We start from the raw sequence: 23,947 nt of genomic DNA, 5'->3' as shown, positions 1-23,947 counted from the left end.
GCTCTTTAAAATCATGTCACAAGATACTAAAGAAAAGACTGTCGCCGTAATTGGCAGTTGGCTATTTTCGAGTGGATTAAATAATAGTGGAGAACAGATGGGAATTGAAAAATATAAACGGCAGAAGAAAACCAATGAATCATGTTACCCGAAGGAGGAGACTATCATGGAGTTACAGAAGAGGAAGTTCAAATGTTTGTTCGTGAAGATGTTACAAAAAGCCAGATCCCATAGGTGAGGGTTGGGAATGAGTGCTATTTCTCTGCTATGCCATAGATCAATGGTTGCTTGAATCTGGACCTATGAAAGTCGGACGATGCTAAAACCTTCTTAAAACTAGGGTGGTAAGATCTGATAGTTGATTCCTTTGAAAAAGTTTTAGGGTGAAGCTCTGTACATCCTTGAAAATCACTTGGTAATAAGATATTAGATAATGTAAAGATTGTTCATAGTTAACGTCAACGAACCCGATTTCTTTGTAAAACCCAATAGTTATGGTAGGAGAAAAAGGTTTGTTCGGTTTTTTTATATTTTTGTAAGATATTCGAGTTTATCGCGTCTTATATGTAAGGAGGTGAAATGGTGACACAGCTTGAGGATATTTATCATACATACTTTAAAGATGTATTTTTATACGTGTATAGTTTATCTGGCGATAAGCATATTTCTGAAGATATCACTTCAGAAACTTTTATGAAGGCATTAACATCGCTAGACAGTTTCAGAGGTGATAGTGATATCCGTGTTTGGTTATGTCAAATTGCTAAAAACAGTTATTACTCTTATTTGCGTAAGAAAAAAAGCTTTGTAGATTTTGATTCAGTTCCAGAAACAGTTAGTGGAGACAATGTAGAACACGAAATAGCCACTTCAGAAGCGTCTATGAAGGTACACGAAATGATCCAGAATTTAAAAGAGCCATACAGAAAGGTCTTTACGCTCCGTGTATTTGGAGAACTTTCATTTAAGCAGATTGGCAAATTGTTTGCAAAAAGTGATAACTGGGCTTGTGTTACTTATCACCGGGCTAGAGAAAAGATTAAAGCGCGATTGGGGGATTACCGATGAAAATCAGCTGTAATGTGATTAGAGATATACTGCCGTTATATGTCGAGAATATGGCAAGTCAAGATACTAGGGATCTAGTTGAAGAACATATAGCTTCTTGTGAAAACTGCAAAAAACAACTTGAGGAAATGAGAACTGTTGAAGAACCGCCAGTAGATACCGATTTAGCTCCCTTAAGAAACATACAACATACATTGCGAAGAAAAAAGCTGCAAACGATTATTCTTTCAGTCATGGTAACGTTGGTTTTCGCACTGGTTACAATGGCTTACCTGACAACCCCCGAATACATCTCTTATAATGATGATGCGGTTTCAATCTTTGAAAAGGATGACGGAACAGTACTTTTGAATTTTAGTGAAGAAGTCTCTGGATTCGATGTAGAACAATATCCAGCAGCAGACAATTCAGGTTATGTTTATGATATAACAACATGGGGAACGATTTGGCACCAGAAAATAAGCAAAAACAACCTGGAAAATACGGTCTTAAACCCGAACGGGGAAACGGTCGCTTCCATCTACTATTACAATACCGATGGAAGTGAAAATACTTTAATTTATGGAGATCCCATCACGGATGGTTCTGTCATGACGTTACCTCGGCTAGTTTTAAGCTACTATGTGTTGTTTGCTATAGGGTTTACAATTATTTGTGGAATTGGATTGGTCATATTCCGTAAGAACGAGAAAATAAGAAATGGACTAGAAAAAATTATTCTAGTGCCTATCTCCTACGTGTTTGCTCACTTCCTTATAAAAGGTCTTCACTCTGCCACTTACCTTGCTGGACGAGACTTTTATCTAATATTACTAGTCGCCATTTCATTATATTTTGCGTTGTTAGCTGGAAGGAACATATTTAAGAAGTTATCATTTAAGAAGCCGGAAAGAACCTTATAATAGGGTTGCTTTCACTTAGAGTCCACCTTCAACAAAAGAGTGCGTTTGTTGAAGAGCGAGTTGCAGAAAATGATCAAAACTTTTCATAAAACAAATAAAGAAGCCGTTTTGATTTTTTTCAAAACGGCTTCTTTGTAGGAGTTATATCACTAATCTCATTAATTATTATGTTGGTGTTTTTAATTTTCTACGCAATCCTTATTGTCAGTCATTGGAAAAAGAGACGTCAAGGTAAACTAAAAAAAGCTTGCTAAGCTATTGGGAGTTGAAGGTCAACTTCATAATAACTCCGAATCGAGTCTTCACTAACGGGGGCGATTATTCATCTAAGAATGGCTGCATTTTTTATATAGGGTTAAGGATGGTGTTCGATTTCTATAAAACAATTAGTTTGAAACAAAGGGCGACTTTCTTTCGTAGATATATTTGAAACGGATGAAAATATTGAAGAAGGACTAATTGCAAATGTAATTGTGAAGATTAGAGGTGATCAAGGTGCTAAGTCATATTAGATTTTTCTTTTCCATGATTGTCGGCCTTTTATTATGGAATGCATTGTTTTCATCTAATAGCCAGACAATCGTTGATATATTTGGGATCTCTTTTTTAGGAACATTCTTTAAATGGTTGTATGAAGTTGCTTTTGAAAGAGGAGAAGGTACTGAGAAAACTTAAATTAGGGTAATTAATGGAGATGGAAACAATATGAGGTGTCTATGTAAAGAACAAGAAAAAAATGAATTGAAAGTTGAGGGGGATGTGGGAGCAGACCCTATCTGGTGTAATCAATGTAATTGTAACCTTGATCTAGAAGAGGCTCCAATTGAACTCCATTTGAAGTTGGAGTTAATGAAATGGAATGAGGAATATGGAGCATGGATTGATTGGGATAAAGATGGAATCATTCCTAATGGCGTTGAACTTGAAAAAGAGCATAATAAAAAAGGATTGAAACTTACAGAAAAAGTACAGAAAGAACTTGAAGGAAAATATAAAGTTTCATTTTCACCTTCGACATTTGCAAAAGGTATATAGAAAGGGAAGATAGATTACTTCTATACTTGCCTTTCAAATGGGCAGGAAAACATTTATAACCCAGGACGGGCGAACAATGGATAATCTGCCTGGAAAATATCAGAGGAGGTGATGGGTTGAAACAGGTCGTACACACATGGGTTCCGCATGAAGCATGTACCCGTTACATTTCGTTGGATAAATGCACACTCCTGCCTTACTGGATAGAATTGACTTTCGTGCTGCTTTTCCAAAATGATGACGGCTGCTTTAGTGAGTCAGGAAAAAAGATCACCTTTACGTTCGAATCCCCTATAGCCGTGCGGTACTCGGAGGAGGCAGATCGGGAAGACTTAATTCATGCAGATGTTGTTGATGCGGCATCTGTGGCCCAAGACCTTGTGTGGCCTTACTTCAAAGTGGAAAATTCCGAATTCCTGCAATGGCAACTCGATCTTCATGCAGCTATTGGCGACCCGAGTGAGCTGACGTGTTTTGGTTTTACCGAAGAGCACTATTTATTTGAAATTCTTAGTAATGAGGACCCTGTCGTGAAAGTAGATTAATCCCCTCTTTACATAAGGTGTTTTACTGGAGTAAGAAACTTTCCTATGGAGGTAGTATACGTTGAAAGTACTTAAAATAGTGAATTTCATCTTAGCTATTATCGCAATATTGCTGGGGTTCTCTCATCTATTTGTTAACAATTCCCGAATATTATCCGTTATATTTATTCCTTTTTTGTTGATCTTCTTTTTACTAATGGGAGTTGAGCAAGTAAAGACTAATCGAACGAAAAGAGGATATTTATACATTGTTGCAGCTATCCTTTTCGTTTTTCCAGCGATAAAAGTTTTTGCTGACTACTTATAATATAAAATGATGCCTATGTAATTACACAAGTTATTTAACGGGGGTAGTTCTGCTAAATCAGAATTGCTCCCCCTTTTTTATGTGTTGGTCAGGGGAGAAGATGCCTTAGTTTAGATACTAATGCAATAGTTACCTAAATTTTGAAACTTCATCCAGTTTTATTCGTAACTAATAGAAGGAGGGATAATTTTGAAAAACATAAATAAATACGCCCTGTTCATTGGCATAACTACCTTCTTTCTTTGTTTTTTCATCACAAAATTAGGATGAATCTATTTAAGTACATCTTTAGAAATCTATAACAGTATAAATGGCAAGCTGTATCTAGAAGAAGCGGAGTAGGAGAAGTGAATTTGAATTATTAGCATTTCTAATATACATAATCAAAAGAGGTGGAAAGTATGGATAATTCTGAAAAGAGAACTTGCCTTAAATGTGGTAGCGAAATGACTAAATGCTATGTGGCGGAGGGATTTAGGGGACTGCTTGTAAAAAACCCCGAAGGAGATCGGATATTTAGCAACAAGAAGAACACAAATATCAATCCAGTCATTTGCACCCATTGTGGGTTTGCTGAATGGTATGCAGATGAACCGGAAAATTTAATTTGATATATTCTTATTTACAAATATTTTTATACATACTGTCTTTAAAATGAAACCTTAACAAACGGAACAATTACTATAGTGATGGATAACTTCGAGTATTATCTTTCATGGGAAAATTTAAATAGAAAAATTGATAAGTAAAACCGGTTCTTAGATATATTGTAAAGGAACCGGTTTTTTATGCAGTAATGTGCTTTGTCGTTGTAGATCCTCCTTTTCACGAAGCTATCCTATGTAGAAAATCTAAAATCTATGTTAATTGACACAATTTAATACAATTGCTAAGATTACCTTACGACCGTTCGTAAGTTTTGTGGAGTAGTTTAAAAATACTAAAGGAGTCTTATATATGAAGCTTTCTTGGTTTTATGTTTTAATTGGATCTTTATTTGAGGTGGTTTGGGTTATAGGTTTAAAGCATGCCTATAATAGTTTTACGTGGATAGGAACAGGTATAGCCATTTTTCTTTCGTTTGCTATGATTATTAAAGCCACGAAGAATCTAGCCGTAGGAACGGTGTATGCTGTCTTTACAGGACTTGGCACAACCGGTACCGTATTGATGGAAATGGTAGTTTTCGGGGAACCTTTTAAGATGTTAAATGTCCTGCTGATTCTTATTCTTCTCATTGGAGTGATGGGTCTGAAGTTAGTCACTGGTGAACCTGAAGCAGAAAGGAGTGCGGCCTAATGGCATGGGTATTTCTTTTAATTGCTGGAGGTTTCGAAGTCATGGGAGTAACCGGACTGAATTTAATAAACAGACACAAGAATGTTGGGTCTGTGGCCGTATTCGTGCTTGGAATGATCTGTAGTTTCAGCTTCTTGAGTTTTGCTATGCAGACTCTGCCAATGGGAACGGCTTATGCCATATGGACGGGAATCGGAACAGTAGGGTCCGGCCTTGTGGGTATCTTATTTTTTGGTGAATCTAAGCATTGGCTTCGAATTGTATTTATGACGATGGTCATAAGTGCAGCAATTGGATTAAAGTTGATTAATTGAAAAAGCTGTCAAGTATGATAAGAGGATGGTGACTTACGTTGAGCATTACTTCGGTTCAAATTAAAGAAATATCATTGAAAAATTTTGCTCGAAATGGATATGAAGGGGCGTCGATGTCGGAAATAGCTGACGAAGTAGGGATTAAAAAACAATCGATCTATACTCACTTCAAAGGAAAAGACGACCTTTTCCTTACTTTGTGCCAGGATGCATATGAACAAGAAATAGCATTCTTAATGAATTATGTTGAACAAAAGAAGGAGCTTCATTTAAAAAACTTTTTGTACAATCTTCTTATAGAAAGTAAGGAACGTTACGAAAAAGAAGACTCAACCAAGTTCTGGATCCGTACAGCGTTTTACCCTCCGGTTCACCTGACTGACCAGATCATGCGCCTAACCTATGATTACCTGGACAGAGCAGAGGAATTATTGCTTCCTGTTATAGCTTCCGGCCAAGAAAAAGAAGAAGTTGCTGCTGAAGTTGGAAAGAAGCAGGTTGCTTCTGCTTATCTGGCCCTGCTGGATAGTCTTTACGTGGATATGCTATACGGAGGCCCTCATCGCTTAGAGAGAAGGTTAGAGGCTTCGTGGTATATTTATTGGCGCGGAATTTCGTATCGATCTCAGTAAAAAGGATAGATGAAAATCATATACTATGGCGAGTTTATAGATGAAGAAATGTATGACGTATTGCAAAGTGAGTATTGATCTTATAAAGAGTTTCTGATCTTTTATCCAAGTCTTAAACAAAGGGGTGCGATCTTTTTAACAAAAAGATCGCACCCCTTTCATCATGCTTGGATAGCATTGTTAGAAAGCTAGTTTCAATAATGATTAGACATGAAGATGAGCCATTCTCTACCTTGAAGAGTCATTCCATTAAGGTACATCAGTACAGTCACCAACAAACATAACTGGGTTTATATGAGCAGTGAAAGTGGTAGGAAAAGTGTTTCCATGGGAATATGTAGTATTAACGGTCTATAAAGCTAATCCTCCTGCTAACCCTCGGGTGATAGTCACTTCATAAATACCGCTAGGCAGAACATTCCCTGTTGTTCGAGCTGTTCCACGTATAAGGTTGTTACCTTCACAATCAATTTCTATTCTTCGTCCGGGAAGAAAATTGATTGTGTTACCGCCACTACTATCGTACATTTATTTTTTGTGTCAAAAAAGAGGGGAAGTAATCGAAAGTGTAGAAGTAATGTAATTGCCATGTAACATATTTTGGAATTTTTCAACAGTACATATTAAGAAAGAGGAGCAGGCATGACACTTACATTCTTCCGGAAATCGCTGATTCAATTTATTCTTACGTCTATCAGCATTGTTTTGATTGGATCGCTTCCTTATCTCTTCTTCAATATGAAATCTCAGGTGGACGTATTGATGATGATTGAAAAAAAAGAGTTGAATAATACGCTCTTTTTACAGGATACAATTGTGTTTAATGTGCAAGAATATGGTCTCCATATGTGGAATACCGTGAAACGAATGACGACTGGGGGCATGGGAGAGTACTACGAAAGTGGGAGATACTATTCACTTTTTCCTGAGCTATTAGAGTTATTTACGAAGTCTATGATGTATCTGATTTTAGGATTAATACTTGGTCTAGCTGTAGCTGTTGTGATGACGATACTGATTATGTCGTTATCCAGCAAAGTCCGGAAGTTCCCCAAAATGATATTGTTTGTTTTGGAATCCCTGCCTGACATCTTTATCATTCTAATTCTTCAATTATTAATCATTTGGATCTACAAAAAAACAGACCTTCTTCTATTCAATATCACCAGTACTTTGGATGGCGAACCTGTCTTACTTCCCATCCTGGTTTTATCACTTCTGCCTGGGATTTATGTCACGAAGTACTTGTTATTGGCATTTGAGTATGAAGAAAAACAACCCTATGTGAAGTTAGCCTTAAGCAAAGGACTAAGCAAATGGACCATCCTGTTCGTACATATGTTTAGAAATTCTGTCCTAACGCTATTCAATCATTTTAAAAGTATTTTCACCTTTGCTTTGGCTAATCTTTTGATGTTGGAAATCATATTTGATATAGAAGGGTTTATGACGTTCATTTATAAAAATAGTGTGTTGAATCCGGAAATACTGACGATCAGCTTATTTCTTGTGTTTGTTCCGTTTTTTATCGTTTTCACAATTATCCAATGGGTATTGGAGTCGAAGTTTTTGCAGTGGGGTGGAACTCTTGACTAGGAATAGCAAAATCTTAGTTTTCATCGGGGCTGCTTACCTTATTGGGTTAATGGTAGCAAGTTTCGGTTACAGTCATTTCATAGAACCGGAACTAGCAAAGCCGGAGAAATTATTAATTGATGATGACGGAAGTCTTATTGCCATGGCGCCATTTCCACCCTCCATGGCCTATCCATTGGGAAGTGACATTGACGGGAACAGCTACCTCACCAAAATCATAGAAGGGGCGAAATATACGATTGGTCTTTCCGTTATTATTGCTTTAGGGAGAGTTCTTTTATCTTTACTGGGTGGCTACCTTTTATTTTTACTTCCGACTTCAATGAAACGTACGTTTAAAGGGCTCTCGGATGCGCTGCCCTATGCTCCAGTCACTGTCTTCACTTATATATTAATCACGCCGGTTATTTTAACTTTTAGTTGGAGCTACGATTTGACAACCAAAATTGTATTTCCATGTTTAGTAATCATTGCAGTGAGCGTCCCTGTGTTGTCTTTATATGTACAGGAAGAGATCGACCTCGCTTCCAATAATGAGTTTATTGATAGTGCGAGAACGATGGGTGCGAGCAGGTTTCACATATTTAAAAAACATATTGTCCCTTTTCTTACCCCTAAAGTAGTAGTAACCTTTGTTCAGCAAATGGTACAAACACTCATTATTTTTGCTCATTTAGGGCTTTTAAATGTATTTATAGGAGGTTCAGAAACAAGGGTTATGGAGTACGATATTGATACGGGAGATGCAATTACTGAAACGTTTTCCATGTCAAATGAATGGGCAGGTATGATCAGTGATAACTTTCAATACATAAGGTCTTTTCCATGGATGGTTCTTGCTCCTGTTACGGCCTTTGCTTTGACAATTCTGGCCATTAATTTCATCGCGTATGGGCTGAAAACGAACCGGAAACCTAAAAGAGTAAATGTACCGCAGGAAAAATTTAAGACTACAAGTATGTCTTTGGACAAGGAGAAACTTCGCATGGTCAAGTAACATGACTCTTTAAGGTATTCCATAACAATTGGAAGTTCCTTTTTATAGGCAGATCGATCATAAAACTATATCCCAATTACCCCCCCTTTTTCGATTAGGGAAGAAGGGTTTTTAGTTCTTCTCTTCTCTCAGGTGAATAAGCTTTAATTGGGGAATCTTTGGGAGGAGTGGGTGTGATGAACCAATATGGAAATCCGGATATGTTGGCATGGCAGGCTGCTAAATATGATATGCTCGCCAACTATTATAAGTATTTGAATCCGCAAAAACATGTGCACTATTACCACATGCATCTACAATGTATGCAGCAGTGGTTGATGAGTGAGCGAAGTGATCAAATGATGGGGATAGTCGGCTCCCCGGCAAAAGTGAGAGTTCTTCACGCGTCTCCAGATGCACCAGCTGTTGATGTGTATGTGAATGGTCAGAAGGTCTTGGAAAACGTTTCTTATAAGCAGCAAAGCGACTACTTAGAAGTTCCGGAAGGCCAGTATAAAATCGATATTTATCCGGCTGGGAACACCAATCAGCCCGTACTTTCGCAGAACGTCGGCGTAGAGGGCGGGAACATGTATACCGTTGCCGCTGCTGGAAAACTAAACAACCTCCAACTGATTGCAGTCATGGATAATGACGCAGTGTCTAATGGTAAAGCTAAGGTTCGTTTCTGGCATTTATCCCCGAATGCACCTGCTGTTGACATTGCTGTCAAAGGAGGAGACGTTCTCTTTAGAAACATCCCATTTGGAAAGGCTACCCGCTATTTGACTCTGCCGCCAACCACTGTCGATTTGGAAGTCCGCGTGGCAGGAACCAATCAAACGGCTTTAGAAGTACCTGGAGTAAGTGTAAGCCCGAATCAGATATATACAGCTGCAGCGTTAGGTTTAGCTGGTGGTCAACCACCGCTGGAAGCTATGTTTCTACAACCTTAAAAAACAGGCATAGTTTATGCCTGTTTTTATTTGTACTCTTTTTAGAAATTGGATTTGCTGATGTTTGTTGTGTCGAAATCGAATCTCCAATAAACGAGTATCTCCGTTTGAAATAATTTTACTTGTAGTGATTTTACAATAGGTTACCCGATGAAATTAATTACAAAATATGGATGGTGTGGTACGGTTATATAAATATAGTTCAACACAATAGTTGTTTTTTCACGGTTACACGAATTTGCTACGTATATGTCTTACAATTAGAAAGGAGGGAGTAAAATGAAAAACATAGTCATGTATTTCATTTTATTTACTGTATTGATTCACGGTGTACTGGATATATTTGATGGAGTTGATTTGATTTACCGATTAATTAATTTAAGTTTTTTACTGTTTATTGCTGTTGTCGTTCATATATTATCAACAAAGAGAAAGAATGGCGCTGGAAACACTCAACTATAGAAACAAAGAAGAAATTTTTTGTCTTTCGTTGGTATTTTTCTTCTAAATTGAACTGCCATCAGAAAAACGAACGTTTACGTGTTTTTCAGATGCGCTGCACTATGTTTCAATTACTGTCTTTACAATCAATCTTATCCTGTGACAAAGAATAGGAATTTCATTATCCATACGTCCACCGAGAGGTCATTGCGAAGAGAACTTAGCAATAAAGGGGGAGGTATTTTGAGGAAAATAAAGATCGCCTATGTTCTTAACACGATTTTCAGCGGCTTCATTGCGATTCTTATATCCACTTTTTTTGCTGGGGGCACAATAGCCGAGAACTATACCGACAAGACCTGGGTGGCCCCGGAGTTTTTTGTAATATTGCCTATATGGGTTCTGGGATGTTTACTTGGATTGCTTGTTTACAGGAGTAAAGTCCCTGGAATCTATTTGTTTATCTCTATTCTTATCACGTGGGCTTCTATACCAGTAGGAATACATTTTGGGTTTAATCTAGCTACATAACCAGCATTCCATGACAAGAGGTCGGTGTTTATAAATACTTTAATTACAAATGGCAGGGTGAATGGACATGATAGGAATAAGTATAGCGACAAAGTGGGAATATGAAGCGGCATTGGAATACTTCAGCATAGAAGATAACGAACGTTTCGGTTATCCTTATGGCGAGTATTTCATGAGGACGATGAACAATAATGATCTTGTTTTTTATAGTACCGGTGTAAGAAAAGTAAATGGTGTTGGTGGGAATCAGTTTATGATTTCTAAATTTGATCTAACTAAAGTCATTGTCGCTGGAACATGTGCGGGAATAGATGATAAGTTCAGTACCCTGGATATTTTGGTACCAGATAAAGCCGTTCAATATGACTGCACAGTAAAGGAAATCGAGCCTTTTCTTAAAAAATCCTTCATCATCGACATCGATCTATCCAAATATGGAAATGATTTTCATTTCGGAACCATTGGCACTGCTGATAAAGCAGTAGTCATGTGGAAGGACTATTTAGAACTGAAAGAAAACAATATAATCATAGCTGATACAGAAGCGGGTGCCATTGCTTATATCTGTAAGAAGAATGATGTAGAGTGCATTATTATTAAAGGAATATCTGATTTTCCAACAGAAGAAAGTAACTTTGATAAATTTGAGACCAATAGTGAACAAATGAATATTTATATAGAAAACACTCCAAAAGTTATGAACAAAATATTTGGCGAATATTTAAAGAGGTTTGTTTGAGATATAAAGCTTACTTTGTTCTACGTTCAATAGCAATTATTAAAAAATGTTCTTATGCTAAAACTGTTGAGGGTGTTAAATCCACTTCAAGTCTGGAAGAAGGATTGGTTCCAGTTTCAAGTAATATATATGGCTCTATCGGAAATTCATGAGAAGTCGTCAACCATCAGCGGAGGATGTGTTAGCTGTAGATGGATTGTCCGTATATGAATCTCGTTACGCTAATCACCTTATCGAAAGAAAAATTCATATGAAGTATAGTGGGAGATACAAAACATTTCACATTATTGTGGTAACGAAGAGTTATTTCAAGAAGCCCGTTATAGAAGGGGGGCCTCCAGAACAATGGAGGGTCCTCTTTGTTGTTTTTGAATTTCCTTGTTTCACTAAATTTAGAAAAATTTTGTTTGAAATTCCCGCAATTTATGTCACAGTGTGATATAGTTGTAGTGTGACATACTTAAAAATGGAAAAAGGGGCTGAATGAATGAGAAAGCCAGAAAAAACATACATACCTATGACCGAAACGGCTTTCTACATCTTGCTTGCATTAACGGAACCCCGCCACGGTTACGGCATCATCAAACATGTGGAGAACCTGACAAATGGAAGAATACGTTTAGGCTCGGGGACTGTTTATGGCACGTTGACGAAGATGCAACGAGATGGTTTGATCGTCAAGTACGCGGATGGTGAGCGAAAAAAAGTATATGAAGTTACAGAAGACGGTAAAAGGATCATGAGAATAGAGATAGAAAGGCTGAATGAACTTTACACTAATGCGGTTCGTTATAGGGAGGATTTTTTATGACTACATCAATCTTTCGTCCATTTTGGAGTTATGACCCGATTAAAACGGAACAGTGGCTTGAGAAGAAAGCGAGTGAAGGGTTAGTTCTGAGCGGCTTCAATCGTTGGTCAAGAAAGTTCCATTTTGAAGAAGATGATCCTAAAAATTATACATTTAGACTTTATTATGAGAAGGTGGATCACTTCCCGAAGGCTTTAGAAGAGTCAGGATGGGAATCGATTACGAAAGAAGGTCGTTGGAGAATGATTCGCCATGAAGGCGCTGCGAACAGGGAGCCCTCAAGGGATCATGTGGCTTCTAGGAACAAAGTTCATTACTATATTTTTCTGGCGGTTTTGATTTATATGCTCCTTTCCGCTGGTTTGGTTGGAATCCTGACACTCTCCGTATTTTTAGGTGGGGGATCTGCGACGTTCGTTCCCAGTCCATATTGGGCCATAACCATTACCGTAGGGTTGACACTTTGGACGCTGGTTCCTTACTCGACACTGAAATTACATAAAGGATTGAAGAAACTTAAAGTGGACCCTTTATTTTCTACTGAAGAGAACTCAAAACCTATTACATTCACAAAATGGCGGTTAGCCTGGGTGTTTGCTCCTGACCGTTTAGAAAAGTGGTTGGAGCGTATGGAACAAAAAGGATATCACTTGGAGAAGGTAAGCAGATGGGGGATTCGGTTTTCATTCAGTGAAGGAGAACCAAGAATGGTGAGTTATGCAGCTGATTTTCAAAAATCGATTGAATCGGACTATTTCTATATGCACAGCGACCGGGGGTGGCGTCAATTGTTCCACTCTACCTCTACGTTCATGTCTTGGACGTTATGGGCGAAAACGTATACGAGTGAAGAGGATAAACCCCAGCTGTACAGTGACCCCCATCACAAGTTAAAGCATGCCAAGCGTGTGACTATATGGCAGGGAGGCATTTTCCTACCATTGACGATTTTATATATAGGATTAATCACAACGAATATCCGTACGATTCTTCAGGGAGGCATTTTTGACTCTACCTTTTGGATATTAGTGGTGCAAACGATCGTCGTCATCGAATTCGGTTATTTTTCTGTTCGGTCCTTTTTGTATTATTGGCGAGTAAGGAAGAGCATACAGTGAATGGGAAAGTATAACTCTGATCCTTTAATATCATTGAATACATAAAAGGAGAAATTGAAGACTAGAGAGGATTTTAGATATCTTTAAAAAATTATTCGCTACGTTTTATGTAACTCTTCTCATTTATTATTTGAGAATGAACCTCCTAATAAAAAAAAGAGAAAACATACACAGCATGTTAAAACGCGTAGAAAAGAAACTGATAGATTCCGGTCTAATGAATGAGAATTTTGAACAGGGTACGGTCAAGCCTGAAAATAAAACCATTGAGCGGCTGCTTCATGGTTTTTGGGTGAATCGATCCTATTCAGAAGAAGAAGGATATTACGGATACGTGGCTGATTCATTGATTGAAAAGAATACGCTGTTTTGTTGAGGGTTTCGCTCTTTTTTGCGTTTGTCTTTGTGTTATTGTGGCTCGGTATCCGAATATATGTGATGTATTTCTATTCCATTTCAGGAATCATCGCAATGGGAATGTTCGTTGGCCTGTTTGCAGCTCCGTTCTTCGGTTTATTAAGTGCTATTTTGATTCCAGGGTGGAAAAAGTATCCCTTAATACTCTTGAATCTGGGTCTGCTGATTTTTATCAATTTCAGTCTGGTATAGGATGATTTGGACTTTTGACAGTGTCCATGTTTTTCAATACGAATGGAGATGATTAAAACCATAACCAGTGAAAAAGAAAAGCGTAGGAAACCAAGATTTGAAAATCCGGTTTCCTACGCTTTTTCCTTAGTTAGAAGTCTGAAACAGTAGGATTATACTTTGATCCAAACTTCTTTTTCACATTACTGAACAGCAGCTTGTACGTCGATCACTCCGTTCCCATAATAGAAGGAATCACCAAGAGGTACAGCTGTGTCAATCAATGTTTGACGGATCTGGTCATTCGTCAATGTAGGATCATCTGCCAATATGAGAGCAGCTGCCCCTGCGACATGCGGGCTTGCCATGGAAGTACCATTGTAGCGGTCATAATTATTACCTGGGACAGAACTCAAAATATCTACACCAGGAGCCATCACTTCAAGCTCTTCCCCGACACTGGAAAAAGAAGCTCTATTATTGGCGCTGTCTACGGCACCAACAGCCATAGCTGCTGTATATTTCGCAGGATAACCGATGGTGTTTTTCTTACCTTTAGACCCTTCGTTACCAGCAGCAGCTACGACTAATACGCCTTGAGCATCAGCATTGTTCACCGCTTGTTCCAGAGTGGCTGAACCACGGCTTCCTCCAAGGCTCATGTTAATGATGTCCATGTCATTGCTGATGGCCCACTCAATTCCTTGAGCAATTCCACTGTAAGAACCGCTGCCTTCACTGCTTAATACTTTAACAGCGTAGAGCTCAGTGGATGGTGCTACACCAAGCACACCTAGTGTGTTGTTGACACCTGCAACCGTTCCAGCTACGTGAGTACCATGACCATTACCATCCACTAAGGCGTTCGGTTCACCACTGACAAAGCTCTCTCCGCCAGCTACGTTCAAGTCTTCATGTGCTCCATCGATCCCGGAGTCCAGAATCGCTACCTTTACACCATTCCCAGTCGTTCCTTGAGCTTGTACATCATCCGCATTAATTTGGGAGATTCCATAGGGCGTCGTTTGACTCGTTGCCTGTGCGGTGTAATCTTTCTCTACATAGGCGATATTAGGGTTGTTGGATAGGGCTTTTACTGCTTGTTCCGGCAGCTTGGCATGGACGACATTCATATATTTATATTCATGAAGTACTTTTCCTCCCAAGCCTTTGACAGCCTTTTGGTTCACTTTTGATTTAAAACCAATTAAGTATTCTTCGACCTGTGCCTTTTGCTCCGAAGCTTTTTCAACGGAAGCTTGGGCTATGTTATTGAATGAAAAGGCTAAAGCTAAAGCAAACACTAACACAATCCCGGCTACTTTCCACATGTGTTTACGCATCGTATTCCTCCTTTGATTTCTATTCAGATTGAGTTATATTCTGAATAGTATAAATATTATGATAACATGAATAGGAGGACAAGTGTTTGGGAAATATGGATGTGAAAAAAGCCTCTTAAAGGGGTGTTGAAAGGTCGACTTGGGCAAGTTTAATCATGGGATTGATTCTGCCGCATCATTTTTAGATCATCGGACGAGCAATTAAGAATGAGCTTGCTTGTGTAAGGTATTTCATGGAGAACAGTGTGGCTGGTTCTGGGAAAACCACATTCTTACAACATTAGAAAAAGAAGGATTCGTACGTCTTTCTATTGATGAAGAAATATGGACTGCAAATGGTCGTTATGGAATTGATTTCCCCGTTGAAAAATTGGATGCCTACAAGATAGAGGCAGAAAGAAAATTACAACATCGTTTAATAAAGTTGATTCATGATAAACAACCTGTGGTCATTGATTTCAGCTTTTGGAATCGGGCAAGATGGGACCAGTATAAAAAACGAATGGAATATTGTGGAAGAAGATGGAAACTTATTTATTTAAAAGTTCATCCTGATGATTTGCGTGAGCGACTTAAGTTACGTAACAAACGTTTTGATGCAAATTCCTTTCCTATTTTCGAAGAATTGTTATCTTCTTACCTTAAGGGGTTTGAAATCCCAAATGGTGAAGGAGAGATCGGCATTGAAAATCAAATCCATCCCCTAGCACAATTGGTTTATATTCCATTATATCTTGAAGCGGAATTTTCCAGGGAGAAGGGGCGGTAGTTGGACAGCAGCTATCGTTTATGTATTAACGGAGCAGTAACATTCTAGTGGTTTATTCATTGAAGATCTTCCGATTCAAATAAAAGGAATGGATTTATTAATCCATTCCTTTTTCATGCGCTCCGACGATGGAAGAGGAAGCTATTATTCTGCCTCATACCCTGGTTCTGTGCATCAGCCTCTTTTTTCTTTCTTTTTTATAATCCATCATAAAAAGGGTAATAATAAGAACTACTTCTACGATGGATTACACCGAAGATAGATTTTTTGAAAAAGAGGTAGGTATTTTGAATAGTAAAATCATCCCGTTTACATTAACGCTGGCAATATGGTTTATTTTTGCTGGCCGCGTGAATCTTCAAATCCTTATGGTGGGTACTATTGTTTGTTTGATGATCTCGTTTATGTTGACCAACCGTCTGTTTAGGTTAGGACATCGGACATATAAATGGAAAACAATAGGTATAAAAATATATGGCCTATTTTTGCTCATTCTTATTTATCTATTTGATGTTTTTCAATCTGCGGTCAGAGTATCCGCGCATGCCTTTGAAATAAAGCCGTCATTTTCCCCTCGTATCGTTATAATGGAAGGCTCGTTTGATAAGTCAAACCGTATTTCCGTTTTAGCCAGTTTCATTACGTGCAATCAAGGGAGCCTGGCGATGGATTTCGATCATTTAAACAATAATTACCTTATTCACTGGATGGATGTTCAAAGTGATCAGGAGGTAGAAGAAAAGAAAACACGTATCCGTGAACATGAGAAATTAATAGCGAAATTATTTGATTGAATCCGTTTAGAATCCCTGTTTTCTGGAGTGTGATGGACGTGCTTTATTTAATACTGGCTGTTGTCTTATGTGTGATTTTAACTTTTTACAGGTTAGTTAAAGGGCCTTGTCTACCTGATCGAATGGCTGCTATGTATTCAATTGGTGTGATGTTTTTATTGGTTTTGGTTTTATTGAGTAGTTATTTTGAAAGGAAACTGTTGATCGATGTGGCTTTAGTTTATGGAGTTTTATTATTTATCAATGTTTTAGTTATGGCTAAATATTTAAGAGAAGCTTAAAAGGAGGAGCTGGTGATTGATTTTCTTCATCATTTAAGACAAATCGTTGCCTATGTATTTTTTTTAACAGCGTTTTATTTTTTGTTAAGTACAGCAGTGGGAATGATGCGTTTTCCTGATTTATATACCCGGTTACATGCAATGTCTAAATGTTTAATGGCCGGAGGTATATCCGTTTTCATAGGGTGTATCATGCTGGAAGAGAGCGGGCTTGTTTCTTTAAAATTAATGGTCATTTTAATTTTTTTACTACTGACTAATCCCATAGCCATGCACGTCATAGCCCGCCTTTCCAGTCCGTTACATTTTCTACATAAAACACATGGAAAAAAGCAGAGCCATGAGTGATTGGAGGTAAGGTCATGATCGATATCATTTTTAACCTGTTACTGATCTTTTTAGTGATTACCGCATTTTTTATCGCATTTAGTAAAGATCTAGCTCAATCAGTCCTTACTCTTCCCATATTTGGTACTATACTCGTCGTTATTTTTGTCATCCTCCAGGCTCCAGGTGTCGCTTTGGCTGAAGTAGTCATGACGGCTGGCTTAACGACTTTGTTTTTTGTCATTACGATCAATAAAACGGAGCATGGTCGGAATGATTAAAACAATAGAAAGAGTAAAGACCTTCTATAAAGCAGGCCTTATGATAACGCTGGCTATTTTCTTAATCGCCCTGTTTTACGACATGCACAATCTGGATAGCGGTCGTAAAAGGTATTTATCTGAACATTATATTGCGAAAGGGGTAGAGGAAACGGGGGCGATCAACTTAGTTGCCTCTATCCTGTATGATTATCGGGCTTTTGATACGTTGGGGGAAGCAACGGTGATCTTAGCGACTGCTGCTATTTTGTCCTTTATGGTGCCAATAAGAAAAGCCTTCCTATATAGAAATGATTTTACGATTATTGTAAATCAAGCGATTAAATGTTTGCTTCCATATTTAGCGGTTTTAGGAGCATACTTAATTGTATTCGGTCATCTAAGTCCTGGCGGAAGTTTTGTTGGAGGGGTGGTTATTTCTATTATTCCCATTCTGATGACCATCGCCTATGGGGTTGGAATTTCTGAATATAAATTCAAACCTGAAAAGGAAAAGTTAGTCGAATCTATCGGGTCGATCGGTTTTCTTTTACTGGGATTAATAGGAGTTGCGACCGGGGCTGGTTTTCTCACTAGTGGACAAGGCTCTATTGGTCTGGGTTATCCGGGAGAGTTAGGGAGTGCCGGGTTTATCCCATACTTAAATGTTTTGATTGGGATAAAAGTAGGGGCGGGCCTGGCCATTATATTCAATAGTTTGATGAAGGAGAAATAACCGTGGATATACCAAGTGTCGCCGTCATCCTTTTATTTTGTCTGGGAATGTTTACGATTATTACGAAAAAAAATTTAATAAGAATCGTTCTTGGATTTACAATTGTCGAATCTTCTCTAATTTTATTATTAATGCTCATTAGCTATAAGCCGGGTGGAACGACTCCGATCCTAGACAAGGATTATGACATGGTCGTTGATCCTATTCCTCAAGCACTGGCCTTGACTACCATAGTCATTGGGGGAAGTGTTACCGCTGTGATGCTCGCGTTGGTGATGAAGTTATATACAAGATATAGAACGTTAAATATTGATGAAATTCGAAAGTTGAGAGGATAATTTTCTTTGCAGGAGGTTAATAATGGAACTTGTTGTCTGGGTAATCATTTTACCTTTATTAACCACATTTTTACTTGGGATTTCTAAAATCTATTATAAGAAAGCTCTTTTCCCTCTAGTGATCGGTAGTGCGGTCATTTATCTTTTTGTATTGATTTTAGTGTTCATCAATAGTTCTTCTCCCATGGTTTATAGTGTTGGGCAATGGGGGCGGTTGGGGATAAATTTAATGGTCGATCCGTTTTCCACTTTGTTTTTGTTCATCATTGCGTTGTTGTTCTTACCGGTTATGATATTTTCCCTGAAATATATCAAAAATCATAAACATAAATATTTCATTTTTTCTTATTTGATGATAGCCGGTATTGCGGGAATGATTCTTACCACCGATCTATTCAACCTTTATGTATTTCTGGAAGTCAGTTCTCTAAGTTCGATCGCATTGACTGCGCTGAAAAATACGGATAAAGGGATAGAAGGTACGTTCAAGTATTTGATGATGTCTACTTTAGGCAGTTTTTTTATTTTGCTCGCTACCATACTCACTTATTATGTAACAGGCACTCTGAATATGGCAGAAATTTCACTGGCTTTTCAGGATCTTCCTTTTAACATGAAAAGCACCCTAATGGGGATGTTTGTGTTTGGCTATGTCACGAAGATCGGGTTGATTCCTTTCCATGCCTGGATCCCGGATGCGTATGAGGATTCGCCTATCCCTTATAATGTCTTCTCATCGGGGCTGGTATTGAAATCTGAGATCTATGCATTAATCAAAGTGCTGTATCTTATGTTCGGAATTGATTTTTTAGATGAAAGTGGCATGTTACATATCGGTGTTTTGTGGGGGGTCATGACTTTTATTGTCGCTCATTGTTTAGCCTATCAGCAAACGAATTTAATACGGCTTCTTGCCTATTCAAGTATTGCCCAGATCGCCTATATCATGATCGGGTTATTTATGGGCAGTGAAGCTGGATTAATCGGTGGGAATTTTCACATTCTCAATCATGCCATCATGAAAGGGACGCTATTTTTAGTGGTCGCTATTTTTAATTTCAGTCTAAGCGCTGTGGATATTAAAGATATGAAAGGACTGGGTTATAAATTCCCCCTACTTTCCTTTATTTTTGTGGTGGCTTCCCTTGCCATCGTGGGCCTGCCTCCCTTCAATGGATTTATCAGTAAATGGCTTATTGTCGAAGCAGCTCTGGAAGCGGGGTTTGGTTATGCCGGTTTTTTTATTCTGGTGGGAACGCTGCTATCCTGCTCCTATTATTTGAAAGTAATCGTCAGCTTATATACAAAAAACGAAGAAGAACAAGGAATGGAAGCCCCAGGCTTATCTTTACAAGTACCTACTATTTTTCTTGGGCTGTTATGTATGGTATTCGGGTTCATACCTGCCCTGCCTTTAAGCCTCATTAATAAGATCCCGAAATTTTTACTGGACAATGGGGAATACATAAGGGTATTGCTAGGAGGTTGAAGATGATGACTCCAGGTTTCTTATATATGACAGGTGCTTTGCTATTATTTCTGCCCCTGAATAATAAAACCAGATATCTACTATCTATCCTCATCACTGCAGGAGCCCTGATGGTTACGTTTTCTTTACACCCCGGGGATCGTCTGCAACTGGATTTTCTCAAATACACCCTCATTCCTCTTGAAGTAGATCCGATCAGTAAATTAACCGGTTTAGTTTTTGCTGTTGGTGGCGTTGCTGCTGTTACTTATTCCAATTTTATAAGTGCCTTCGGTAGTTTACGGTTGATATTTGTGTTTATTGGGAGTGCCCTGACCGTCGTTTTTTCAGGTGATCTGTTTACTTTGTATATATTCTGGGAGTTAATGACCATCAGTTCCTCTTTATTGATTATCACAGCAAATGATGAAACGAAAAGGACGGGCTATTATTACTTTCTCATGCACCTGGCAGGAAGTTTATGTTTGCTGTGGGGAATCTTCATCCAGTATTCGGCCACAGGTCGCTTATCTCTGAATGCGATAGAGGCAGGAATCCCTTTTTTCATAATTGCCATAGCCGTCAAGCTGGCTTTTGTCGGTTTCCATACTTGGATGCCATTGGTCTACAGCAAGGCCCCTTTTTATGTGGCCGTCGTTTTGTCCATCTATACGACAAAAGTGGGAGTCTATGTAATGAGCGTGCTGGTTCCTGATATCCATTGGTTGGCCTATGCTGGTCTCATATCGGCTTTGTTTGGAATAATCATGGCTTTAAGGCAAACCCAGATTCGGAAATTATTAAGCTATTCGATCATCATCCAGGTTGGTTATATGATTATAGGAATTAGTGTAGGCACCACAGAGGGCACAACGGGAGCTGTTTTTCACCTTGTTAACCACATTCTTTATAAAACGGTATTATTTATGGCAGCAGGAGTGGTTATTTATACAACAGGGAAAGATCACCTCGAAAATTTAGGAGTGTTGGGTAGAAGACTCCCCATCACATCCGTCGCTACCTGGATCGCTTTTCTTGGGATTGCCGGCGTTCCTTTTTTTAATGGATACATGAGTAAAACCATTATTAAAGAAGCCATACAAGAGCCACTACTCACCTGGGGTTTGAACGTGATGAGTTTTGGAACATGCCTCCTGTTTTTAAAGTTTATGTACTATGCATTTTTCAAAGGTAGGACCATCCCCTTACAAAAGAAACCAACGATCAGCATGCAGGCAGGTTTGGTATTTCTAACATTAATGATGATCGTGGTCGGTATTCACCCCACGGTATTAGAAAACGTAACGTCTATGACCGTAGATATTCATTATTTCGATACCAAACATATGGTAAGCGGTGTTCAACCGTTTCTCTGGTCCATTCCTTTCTTTATTTTATTTAAGCAATATTTCTTGAAGGACCCTAAGAGGCTTCCGTATTTTGATATTTATCCTATTATAGGTAATGTTTTCGTATTTATAGGTTATAAGCTGAGTCACTATCATGACGGAAATCTAAATAGATATTGGTTATGGGCAACGACCACTTTGATCATTTTATGGTTATTAATGATTTAGTCCTTTGTCTTTTAACTCGGATCAGTGACGAGTATTCAATGGGGCGATGGTACTTTTAATCAATGGGGGTGGGTAGGATGTCAAAGAAGTTGTTTTCAATCATATCGGCCATTTTGTTCATATTCACCGTCTTTCCTCTGGTAGCTGGGTTAACTCAATGGGGGAATGGAATCTTCACAACTATTTTAGAGATCAGTATTTTTTTCCTTTCACTTTTGCTGCATTGGGATTAGTTGCGGGTTTATTTGGACTTAAAGGAAGTGTGAAAGTCAGTCTTGTCATCTTGAATATGATAGGGCTCAGTCTTTCTCCTTTTTACTATTTGTGGGAATCATTGGTTTTCAACAACCTTAAAAATCAAATTCCAGTGAAGGTTTTGATAATGGGAGATTTGCATCGAAAAAGTAAAAAAAGTAATGGCTAAAACCATGAGCGCAGTCCACTTTCATACTATTCTAGGAGCAGGATGATCGGACGACAACGTTTGCGTCCATTCGTCGTGCTTTTGTTCTATTTCCAATGGATAGGTTTGGTCCATAGTATTGCAGGGAAATAGTGGCGTATTCGGAGGTGCAGCTTATGAAAAAACATCGGAAATGGTGGATCGGACTGCTTGTCCTGGTTGCCATAGGTCTTGGAGTGTTCGGATTCCAATCATCCATGTCCCACCAACAGGAAGAACAAATCGTCGCGCTCGGCGATTCCCTGACTTATGGAGTGGGGGATGAGAGCGGACATGGATATGTCGAGAACCTGCAGCAGTGGTTCGATAAAAATCATGACGATCCGGTCACTGTTGATAATTATGCTATTCCCGGCCAGCAAAGTGATGGAATGCTCGGTCAGATGAATGAGGCTTTTGTCATGAAGTCGATCGAACATGCGGATTATATTCTATTCTTTATCGGAATGAACGATATCATCAAAAGTAATGGAGGGGACCTTTCTCCATTACATGAAGATAAAATCGCCATCGGGAAAAAGGATTATGAGAAGAATGTCAAAACGATACTGGATCAAATCCGAGAGGAAAATCCAGAGGCGCCGATTTTGTTTCTAGGTTTATACAACCCTTATCCGGACAACGCTGAAATCGGTCAAATCATTAAAGACTGGAATGCAACGAGCGAGTCAATGGTTGGATCTTATGAGAACGTCACGTTTATCCCGACGAACGACTTGTATGAAGAGAAGTCCTCGCGTTATTTCAGTGATGAAGTCCATTTGAATGAACAAGGGTATGAGAAGCTGACGATGCGGATCATCAAAGCTTATGATTTCAAATAAGGCATGAAAAAAGGGCTTCCTTGTGAGGAAGTCCTTTTTAAAAGCTTTTAATTGGGGATGAATCCTCCCAGTTGGAAGCCGGTCCAGGCTAAGGCGATTCCAAATGTGTAGCTGAGGACAGTGTACAGGATGAATGTTTTCCAGTTCTTTTTGAAATGAAGCTGGACAGACTCCAACTTGAAAGTGGAAAAGGTCGTCAAAGCTCCCAGGACACCTGTGCCGCCAAAGAGTACCCAGAATGTTGAAAGATCCAGTCCAGTGAGCAGACCCAGGATAAAGGAGCCGAGCAGGTTGACAAAAAGGGTGGCGACAGGGAGAGTGGATGCTGTACGTTTGCCGATCCATTGGCTGATTCCATAGCGGAGAACCGCACCGATGAATCCTCCCGCGCCAACGAGGATTAGTTTAATAAACATCAGGCACCCCACCTTCTGCCTAAGGTGAATCCGAGCATGGAAAAGGCTAGACCACCGAAAATGCTTAGGGCTATGTAAAGGAAACTAAGGATTACGTCTCCTTGTTCATAGAGAGCAACGGCATCCATACTCAGGGTGGAGAATGTCGTGTACGACCCCACCAGTCCTGTGCCGAGAGCTGCTTTCCATTTTGATGAGAGGGAAAACTTCTCAACGATTCCCATGGTGAACCAGGCAAGGATAAAGCTCCCGGTCAAATTGACGGTCAGGGTGGAATAAGGAAACCACTGGTCAGGGTTTTTCAGCCATTCACCGACCAGAAACCGAAGAGATGCGCCGATCATCCCACCGATTCCGACATAAAAATAAATCATTCCACAAACCTCCTACAAATCTAATCGTTATTATATAGACTTTCGGAGTAATTTGAAAGGAATGCTTTTTTTACACGGCAAGAAGCCTTATAATTTACATAATAGTACCAAACGAAAGA

General features: G+C 38.9%; 30 protein-coding genes. 27 read left to right on the top strand and 3 right to left on the bottom strand.

Features of this window, described 5'->3' with window-relative positions:
* Nucleotides 1-579 precede the first annotated feature (579 nt).
* From VKA52_RS14590 to VKA52_RS14515, 16 genes are all read left to right on the top strand, one after another.
* Entirely contained in the window at nucleotides 580-1,068 is a 489-nt protein-coding gene (locus VKA52_RS14590) for an RNA polymerase sigma factor (protein ID WP_326316208.1), read from the top strand.
* Nucleotides 1,065-1,970 carry a zf-HC2 domain-containing protein gene (locus VKA52_RS14585; protein WP_326316207.1) on the top strand — a complete coding sequence of 302 codons (906 nt, stop codon included), beginning with the start codon at nucleotides 1,065-1,067 and terminating at the stop codon, nucleotides 1,968-1,970. Before VKA52_RS14590 ends, VKA52_RS14585 begins: the two co-directional genes overlap by 4 nt.
* A 741-nt stretch (nucleotides 1,971-2,711) precedes the next feature.
* On the top strand, nucleotides 2,712-3,005 hold the full coding sequence (locus VKA52_RS14580; RefSeq protein WP_326316206.1) for a hypothetical protein: 294 nt from the start codon (nucleotides 2,712-2,714) through the stop codon (nucleotides 3,003-3,005).
* A 116-nt stretch (nucleotides 3,006-3,121) separates the two neighbouring features.
* Nucleotides 3,122-3,550, top strand: coding sequence for a hypothetical protein (locus VKA52_RS14575; protein WP_326316205.1), 429 nt, complete (start codon nucleotides 3,122-3,124; stop codon nucleotides 3,548-3,550).
* Between the two features lie 708 nt (nucleotides 3,551-4,258).
* Nucleotides 4,259-4,468 (top strand): hypothetical protein, encoded by a 210-nt coding sequence (locus VKA52_RS14570; RefSeq protein ID WP_326316204.1) that lies wholly within the window; start codon nucleotides 4,259-4,261, stop codon nucleotides 4,466-4,468.
* Between the two features lie 346 nt (nucleotides 4,469-4,814).
* Nucleotides 4,815-5,156: a DMT family transporter gene (locus tag VKA52_RS14565; RefSeq protein WP_326316203.1), complete on the top strand. Its 342-nt coding sequence runs from the start codon at nucleotides 4,815-4,817 to the stop codon at nucleotides 5,154-5,156.
* Complete coding sequence (locus tag VKA52_RS14560) at nucleotides 5,156-5,470, top strand: DMT family transporter (protein ID WP_326316202.1); 315 nt, start codon at nucleotides 5,156-5,158, stop codon at nucleotides 5,468-5,470. The genes VKA52_RS14565 and VKA52_RS14560 overlap by 1 nt, the downstream gene beginning before the upstream one ends.
* A gap of 38 nt (nucleotides 5,471-5,508) precedes the next feature.
* The gene (locus VKA52_RS14555) at nucleotides 5,509-6,102 is read left to right on the top strand and encodes a TetR/AcrR family transcriptional regulator (protein WP_326316201.1); all 594 of its coding nucleotides are present in this window, start codon (nucleotides 5,509-5,511) and stop codon (nucleotides 6,100-6,102) included.
* A gap of 642 nt (nucleotides 6,103-6,744) precedes the next feature.
* Nucleotides 6,745-7,698, top strand: coding sequence for an ABC transporter permease subunit (locus VKA52_RS14550; protein WP_326316200.1), 954 nt, complete (start codon nucleotides 6,745-6,747; stop codon nucleotides 7,696-7,698).
* Complete coding sequence (locus tag VKA52_RS14545) at nucleotides 7,691-8,695, top strand: ABC transporter permease subunit (RefSeq protein WP_326316199.1); 1,005 nt, start codon at nucleotides 7,691-7,693, stop codon at nucleotides 8,693-8,695. Before VKA52_RS14550 ends, VKA52_RS14545 begins: the two co-directional genes overlap by 8 nt.
* A gap of 176 nt (nucleotides 8,696-8,871) precedes the next feature.
* Complete coding sequence (locus VKA52_RS14540) at nucleotides 8,872-9,630, top strand: DUF4397 domain-containing protein (RefSeq protein ID WP_326316198.1); 759 nt, start codon at nucleotides 8,872-8,874, stop codon at nucleotides 9,628-9,630.
* 279 nt (nucleotides 9,631-9,909) lie between these two features.
* Nucleotides 9,910-10,092, top strand: a complete 183-nt coding sequence (locus tag VKA52_RS14535) for a hypothetical protein (protein WP_326316197.1) — start codon at nucleotides 9,910-9,912, stop codon at nucleotides 10,090-10,092.
* 577 nt (nucleotides 10,093-10,669) lie between these two features.
* Nucleotides 10,670-11,341, top strand: a complete 672-nt coding sequence (locus VKA52_RS14530; RefSeq protein ID WP_326316196.1) for a 5'-methylthioadenosine/S-adenosylhomocysteine nucleosidase family protein — start codon at nucleotides 10,670-10,672, stop codon at nucleotides 11,339-11,341.
* 487 nt (nucleotides 11,342-11,828) lie between these two features.
* Complete coding sequence (locus VKA52_RS14525; protein WP_326316195.1) at nucleotides 11,829-12,152, top strand: PadR family transcriptional regulator; 324 nt, start codon at nucleotides 11,829-11,831, stop codon at nucleotides 12,150-12,152.
* Nucleotides 12,149-13,270 carry a DUF2812 domain-containing protein gene (locus VKA52_RS14520; RefSeq protein ID WP_326316194.1) on the top strand — a complete coding sequence of 374 codons (1,122 nt, stop codon included), beginning with the start codon at nucleotides 12,149-12,151 and terminating at the stop codon, nucleotides 13,268-13,270. The genes VKA52_RS14525 and VKA52_RS14520 overlap by 4 nt, the downstream gene beginning before the upstream one ends.
* 175 nt (nucleotides 13,271-13,445) lie before the next feature.
* Entirely contained in the window at nucleotides 13,446-13,646 is a 201-nt protein-coding gene (locus VKA52_RS14515; protein ID WP_326316193.1) for a hypothetical protein, read from the top strand.
* A gap of 415 nt (nucleotides 13,647-14,061) precedes the next feature.
* Here the strand turns inward: VKA52_RS14515 and VKA52_RS14510 are convergent, their stop codons facing one another.
* Nucleotides 14,062-15,201 (bottom strand): S8 family peptidase, encoded by a 1,140-nt coding sequence (locus VKA52_RS14510; protein ID WP_326316192.1) that lies wholly within the window; start codon nucleotides 15,199-15,201, stop codon nucleotides 14,062-14,064.
* A 217-nt stretch (nucleotides 15,202-15,418) separates the two neighbouring features.
* Here VKA52_RS14510 and VKA52_RS14505 point away from each other — a divergent pair, with 217 nt between their 5' ends.
* From VKA52_RS14505 to VKA52_RS14455, 11 genes are all read left to right on the top strand, one after another.
* Entirely contained in the window at nucleotides 15,419-15,970 is a 552-nt protein-coding gene (locus tag VKA52_RS14505; protein WP_326316191.1) for an AAA family ATPase, read from the top strand.
* Between the two features lie 242 nt (nucleotides 15,971-16,212).
* Entirely contained in the window at nucleotides 16,213-16,764 is a 552-nt protein-coding gene (locus VKA52_RS14500; protein ID WP_326316190.1) for a Na+/H+ antiporter subunit E, read from the top strand.
* A gap of 38 nt (nucleotides 16,765-16,802) precedes the next feature.
* The gene (locus VKA52_RS14495; protein ID WP_326316189.1) at nucleotides 16,803-17,045 is read left to right on the top strand and encodes a monovalent cation/H+ antiporter complex subunit F; all 243 of its coding nucleotides are present in this window, start codon (nucleotides 16,803-16,805) and stop codon (nucleotides 17,043-17,045) included.
* A 12-nt stretch (nucleotides 17,046-17,057) separates the two neighbouring features.
* The gene (gene mnhG / locus VKA52_RS14490) at nucleotides 17,058-17,393 is read left to right on the top strand and encodes a monovalent cation/H(+) antiporter subunit G (protein WP_326316188.1); all 336 of its coding nucleotides are present in this window, start codon (nucleotides 17,058-17,060) and stop codon (nucleotides 17,391-17,393) included.
* Between the two features lie 14 nt (nucleotides 17,394-17,407).
* Complete coding sequence (locus VKA52_RS14485) at nucleotides 17,408-17,653, top strand: Na(+)/H(+) antiporter subunit B (RefSeq protein ID WP_326316187.1); 246 nt, start codon at nucleotides 17,408-17,410, stop codon at nucleotides 17,651-17,653.
* Complete coding sequence (mbhE, locus tag VKA52_RS14480; RefSeq protein WP_326316186.1) at nucleotides 17,646-18,368, top strand: hydrogen gas-evolving membrane-bound hydrogenase subunit E; 723 nt, start codon at nucleotides 17,646-17,648, stop codon at nucleotides 18,366-18,368. The genes VKA52_RS14485 and mbhE overlap by 8 nt, the downstream gene beginning before the upstream one ends.
* 2 nt (nucleotides 18,369-18,370) lie before the next feature.
* A complete protein-coding gene (locus VKA52_RS14475; protein WP_326316185.1) occupies nucleotides 18,371-18,706 on the top strand; it encodes a sodium:proton antiporter in 336 nt (111 codons plus the stop codon).
* Nucleotides 18,707-18,728: 22 nt separating this feature from the next.
* Entirely contained in the window at nucleotides 18,729-20,195 is a 1,467-nt protein-coding gene (locus tag VKA52_RS14470) for a complex I subunit 5 family protein (RefSeq protein ID WP_326316184.1), read from the top strand.
* Between the two features lie 2 nt (nucleotides 20,196-20,197).
* Nucleotides 20,198-21,751: a proton-conducting transporter transmembrane domain-containing protein gene (locus tag VKA52_RS14465; protein ID WP_326316183.1), complete on the top strand. Its 1,554-nt coding sequence runs from the start codon at nucleotides 20,198-20,200 to the stop codon at nucleotides 21,749-21,751.
* 157 nt (nucleotides 21,752-21,908) lie between these two features.
* Entirely contained in the window at nucleotides 21,909-22,175 is a 267-nt protein-coding gene (locus tag VKA52_RS14460; protein ID WP_326316182.1) for a hypothetical protein, read from the top strand.
* Between the two features lie 155 nt (nucleotides 22,176-22,330).
* Nucleotides 22,331-23,038, top strand: coding sequence for a GDSL-type esterase/lipase family protein (locus VKA52_RS14455; protein WP_326316181.1), 708 nt, complete (start codon nucleotides 22,331-22,333; stop codon nucleotides 23,036-23,038).
* 47 nt (nucleotides 23,039-23,085) lie between these two features.
* On the opposite strand, the gene crcB (VKA52_RS14450) is transcribed toward VKA52_RS14455, so the two are convergent.
* Both crcB (VKA52_RS14450) and crcB (VKA52_RS14445) read right to left on the bottom strand, forming a co-directional pair.
* Nucleotides 23,086-23,454, bottom strand: a complete 369-nt coding sequence (gene crcB / locus VKA52_RS14450; protein WP_326316180.1) for a fluoride efflux transporter CrcB — start codon at nucleotides 23,452-23,454, stop codon at nucleotides 23,086-23,088.
* Nucleotides 23,454-23,828 carry a fluoride efflux transporter CrcB gene (crcB, locus tag VKA52_RS14445; RefSeq protein ID WP_326316179.1) on the bottom strand — a complete coding sequence of 125 codons (375 nt, stop codon included), beginning with the start codon at nucleotides 23,826-23,828 and terminating at the stop codon, nucleotides 23,454-23,456. The genes crcB (VKA52_RS14450) and crcB (VKA52_RS14445) overlap by 1 nt, the downstream gene beginning before the upstream one ends.
* Nucleotides 23,829-23,947: the final 119 nt, after the last annotated feature.

It is taken from the genome of Halobacillus sp. HZG1 (assembly GCF_035818575.1).
In the GTDB taxonomy this organism is placed as follows: Bacteria; Bacillota; Bacilli; order Bacillales; family Halobacillaceae; genus Halobacillus; species Halobacillus litoralis.
This window is presented reverse-complemented; position numbering and strand designations above follow the sequence as displayed.

Bases quoted from the DNA above. Each gene is read 5' to 3' on its own strand.
- VKA52_RS14590 (WP_326316208.1), top strand. From the start codon at position 580: ATGGTGACACAGCTTGAGGATATTTATCATACATACTTTAAAGATGTA.
- VKA52_RS14585 (WP_326316207.1), top strand. From the start codon at position 1,065: ATGAAAATCAGCTGTAATGTGATTAGAGATATACTGCCGTTATATGTC.
- VKA52_RS14570 (WP_326316204.1), top strand. From the start codon at position 4,259: ATGGATAATTCTGAAAAGAGAACTTGCCTTAAATGTGGTAGCGAAATG.
- VKA52_RS14565 (WP_326316203.1), top strand. From the start codon at position 4,815: ATGAAGCTTTCTTGGTTTTATGTTTTAATTGGATCTTTATTTGAGGTG.
- VKA52_RS14560 (WP_326316202.1), top strand. From the start codon at position 5,156: ATGGCATGGGTATTTCTTTTAATTGCTGGAGGTTTCGAAGTCATGGGA.
- VKA52_RS14550 (WP_326316200.1), top strand. From the start codon at position 6,745: ATGACACTTACATTCTTCCGGAAATCGCTGATTCAATTTATTCTTACG.
- VKA52_RS14540 (WP_326316198.1), top strand. From the start codon at position 8,872: ATGAACCAATATGGAAATCCGGATATGTTGGCATGGCAGGCTGCTAAA.
- VKA52_RS14535 (WP_326316197.1), top strand. From the start codon at position 9,910: ATGAAAAACATAGTCATGTATTTCATTTTATTTACTGTATTGATTCAC.
- VKA52_RS14530 (WP_326316196.1), top strand. From the start codon at position 10,670: ATGATAGGAATAAGTATAGCGACAAAGTGGGAATATGAAGCGGCATTG.
- VKA52_RS14525 (WP_326316195.1), top strand. From the start codon at position 11,829: ATGAGAAAGCCAGAAAAAACATACATACCTATGACCGAAACGGCTTTC.
- VKA52_RS14520 (WP_326316194.1), top strand. From the start codon at position 12,149: ATGACTACATCAATCTTTCGTCCATTTTGGAGTTATGACCCGATTAAA.
- VKA52_RS14515 (WP_326316193.1), top strand. From the start codon at position 13,446: ATGTTAAAACGCGTAGAAAAGAAACTGATAGATTCCGGTCTAATGAAT.
- VKA52_RS14510 (WP_326316192.1), bottom strand. From the start codon at position 15,201: ATGCGTAAACACATGTGGAAAGTAGCCGGGATTGTGTTAGTGTTTGCT.
- VKA52_RS14500 (WP_326316190.1), top strand. From the start codon at position 16,213: ATGGATTACACCGAAGATAGATTTTTTGAAAAAGAGGTAGGTATTTTG.
- VKA52_RS14485 (WP_326316187.1), top strand. From the start codon at position 17,408: ATGATCGATATCATTTTTAACCTGTTACTGATCTTTTTAGTGATTACC.
- mbhE (WP_326316186.1), top strand. From the start codon at position 17,646: ATGATTAAAACAATAGAAAGAGTAAAGACCTTCTATAAAGCAGGCCTT.
- VKA52_RS14470 (WP_326316184.1), top strand. From the start codon at position 18,729: ATGGAACTTGTTGTCTGGGTAATCATTTTACCTTTATTAACCACATTT.
- VKA52_RS14465 (WP_326316183.1), top strand. From the start codon at position 20,198: ATGATGACTCCAGGTTTCTTATATATGACAGGTGCTTTGCTATTATTT.
- VKA52_RS14460 (WP_326316182.1), top strand. From the start codon at position 21,909: ATGGGGGAATGGAATCTTCACAACTATTTTAGAGATCAGTATTTTTTT.
- VKA52_RS14455 (WP_326316181.1), top strand. From the start codon at position 22,331: ATGAAAAAACATCGGAAATGGTGGATCGGACTGCTTGTCCTGGTTGCC.
- crcB (WP_326316180.1), bottom strand. From the start codon at position 23,454: ATGTTTATTAAACTAATCCTCGTTGGCGCGGGAGGATTCATCGGTGCG.
- crcB (WP_326316179.1), bottom strand. From the start codon at position 23,828: ATGATTTATTTTTATGTCGGAATCGGTGGGATGATCGGCGCATCTCTT.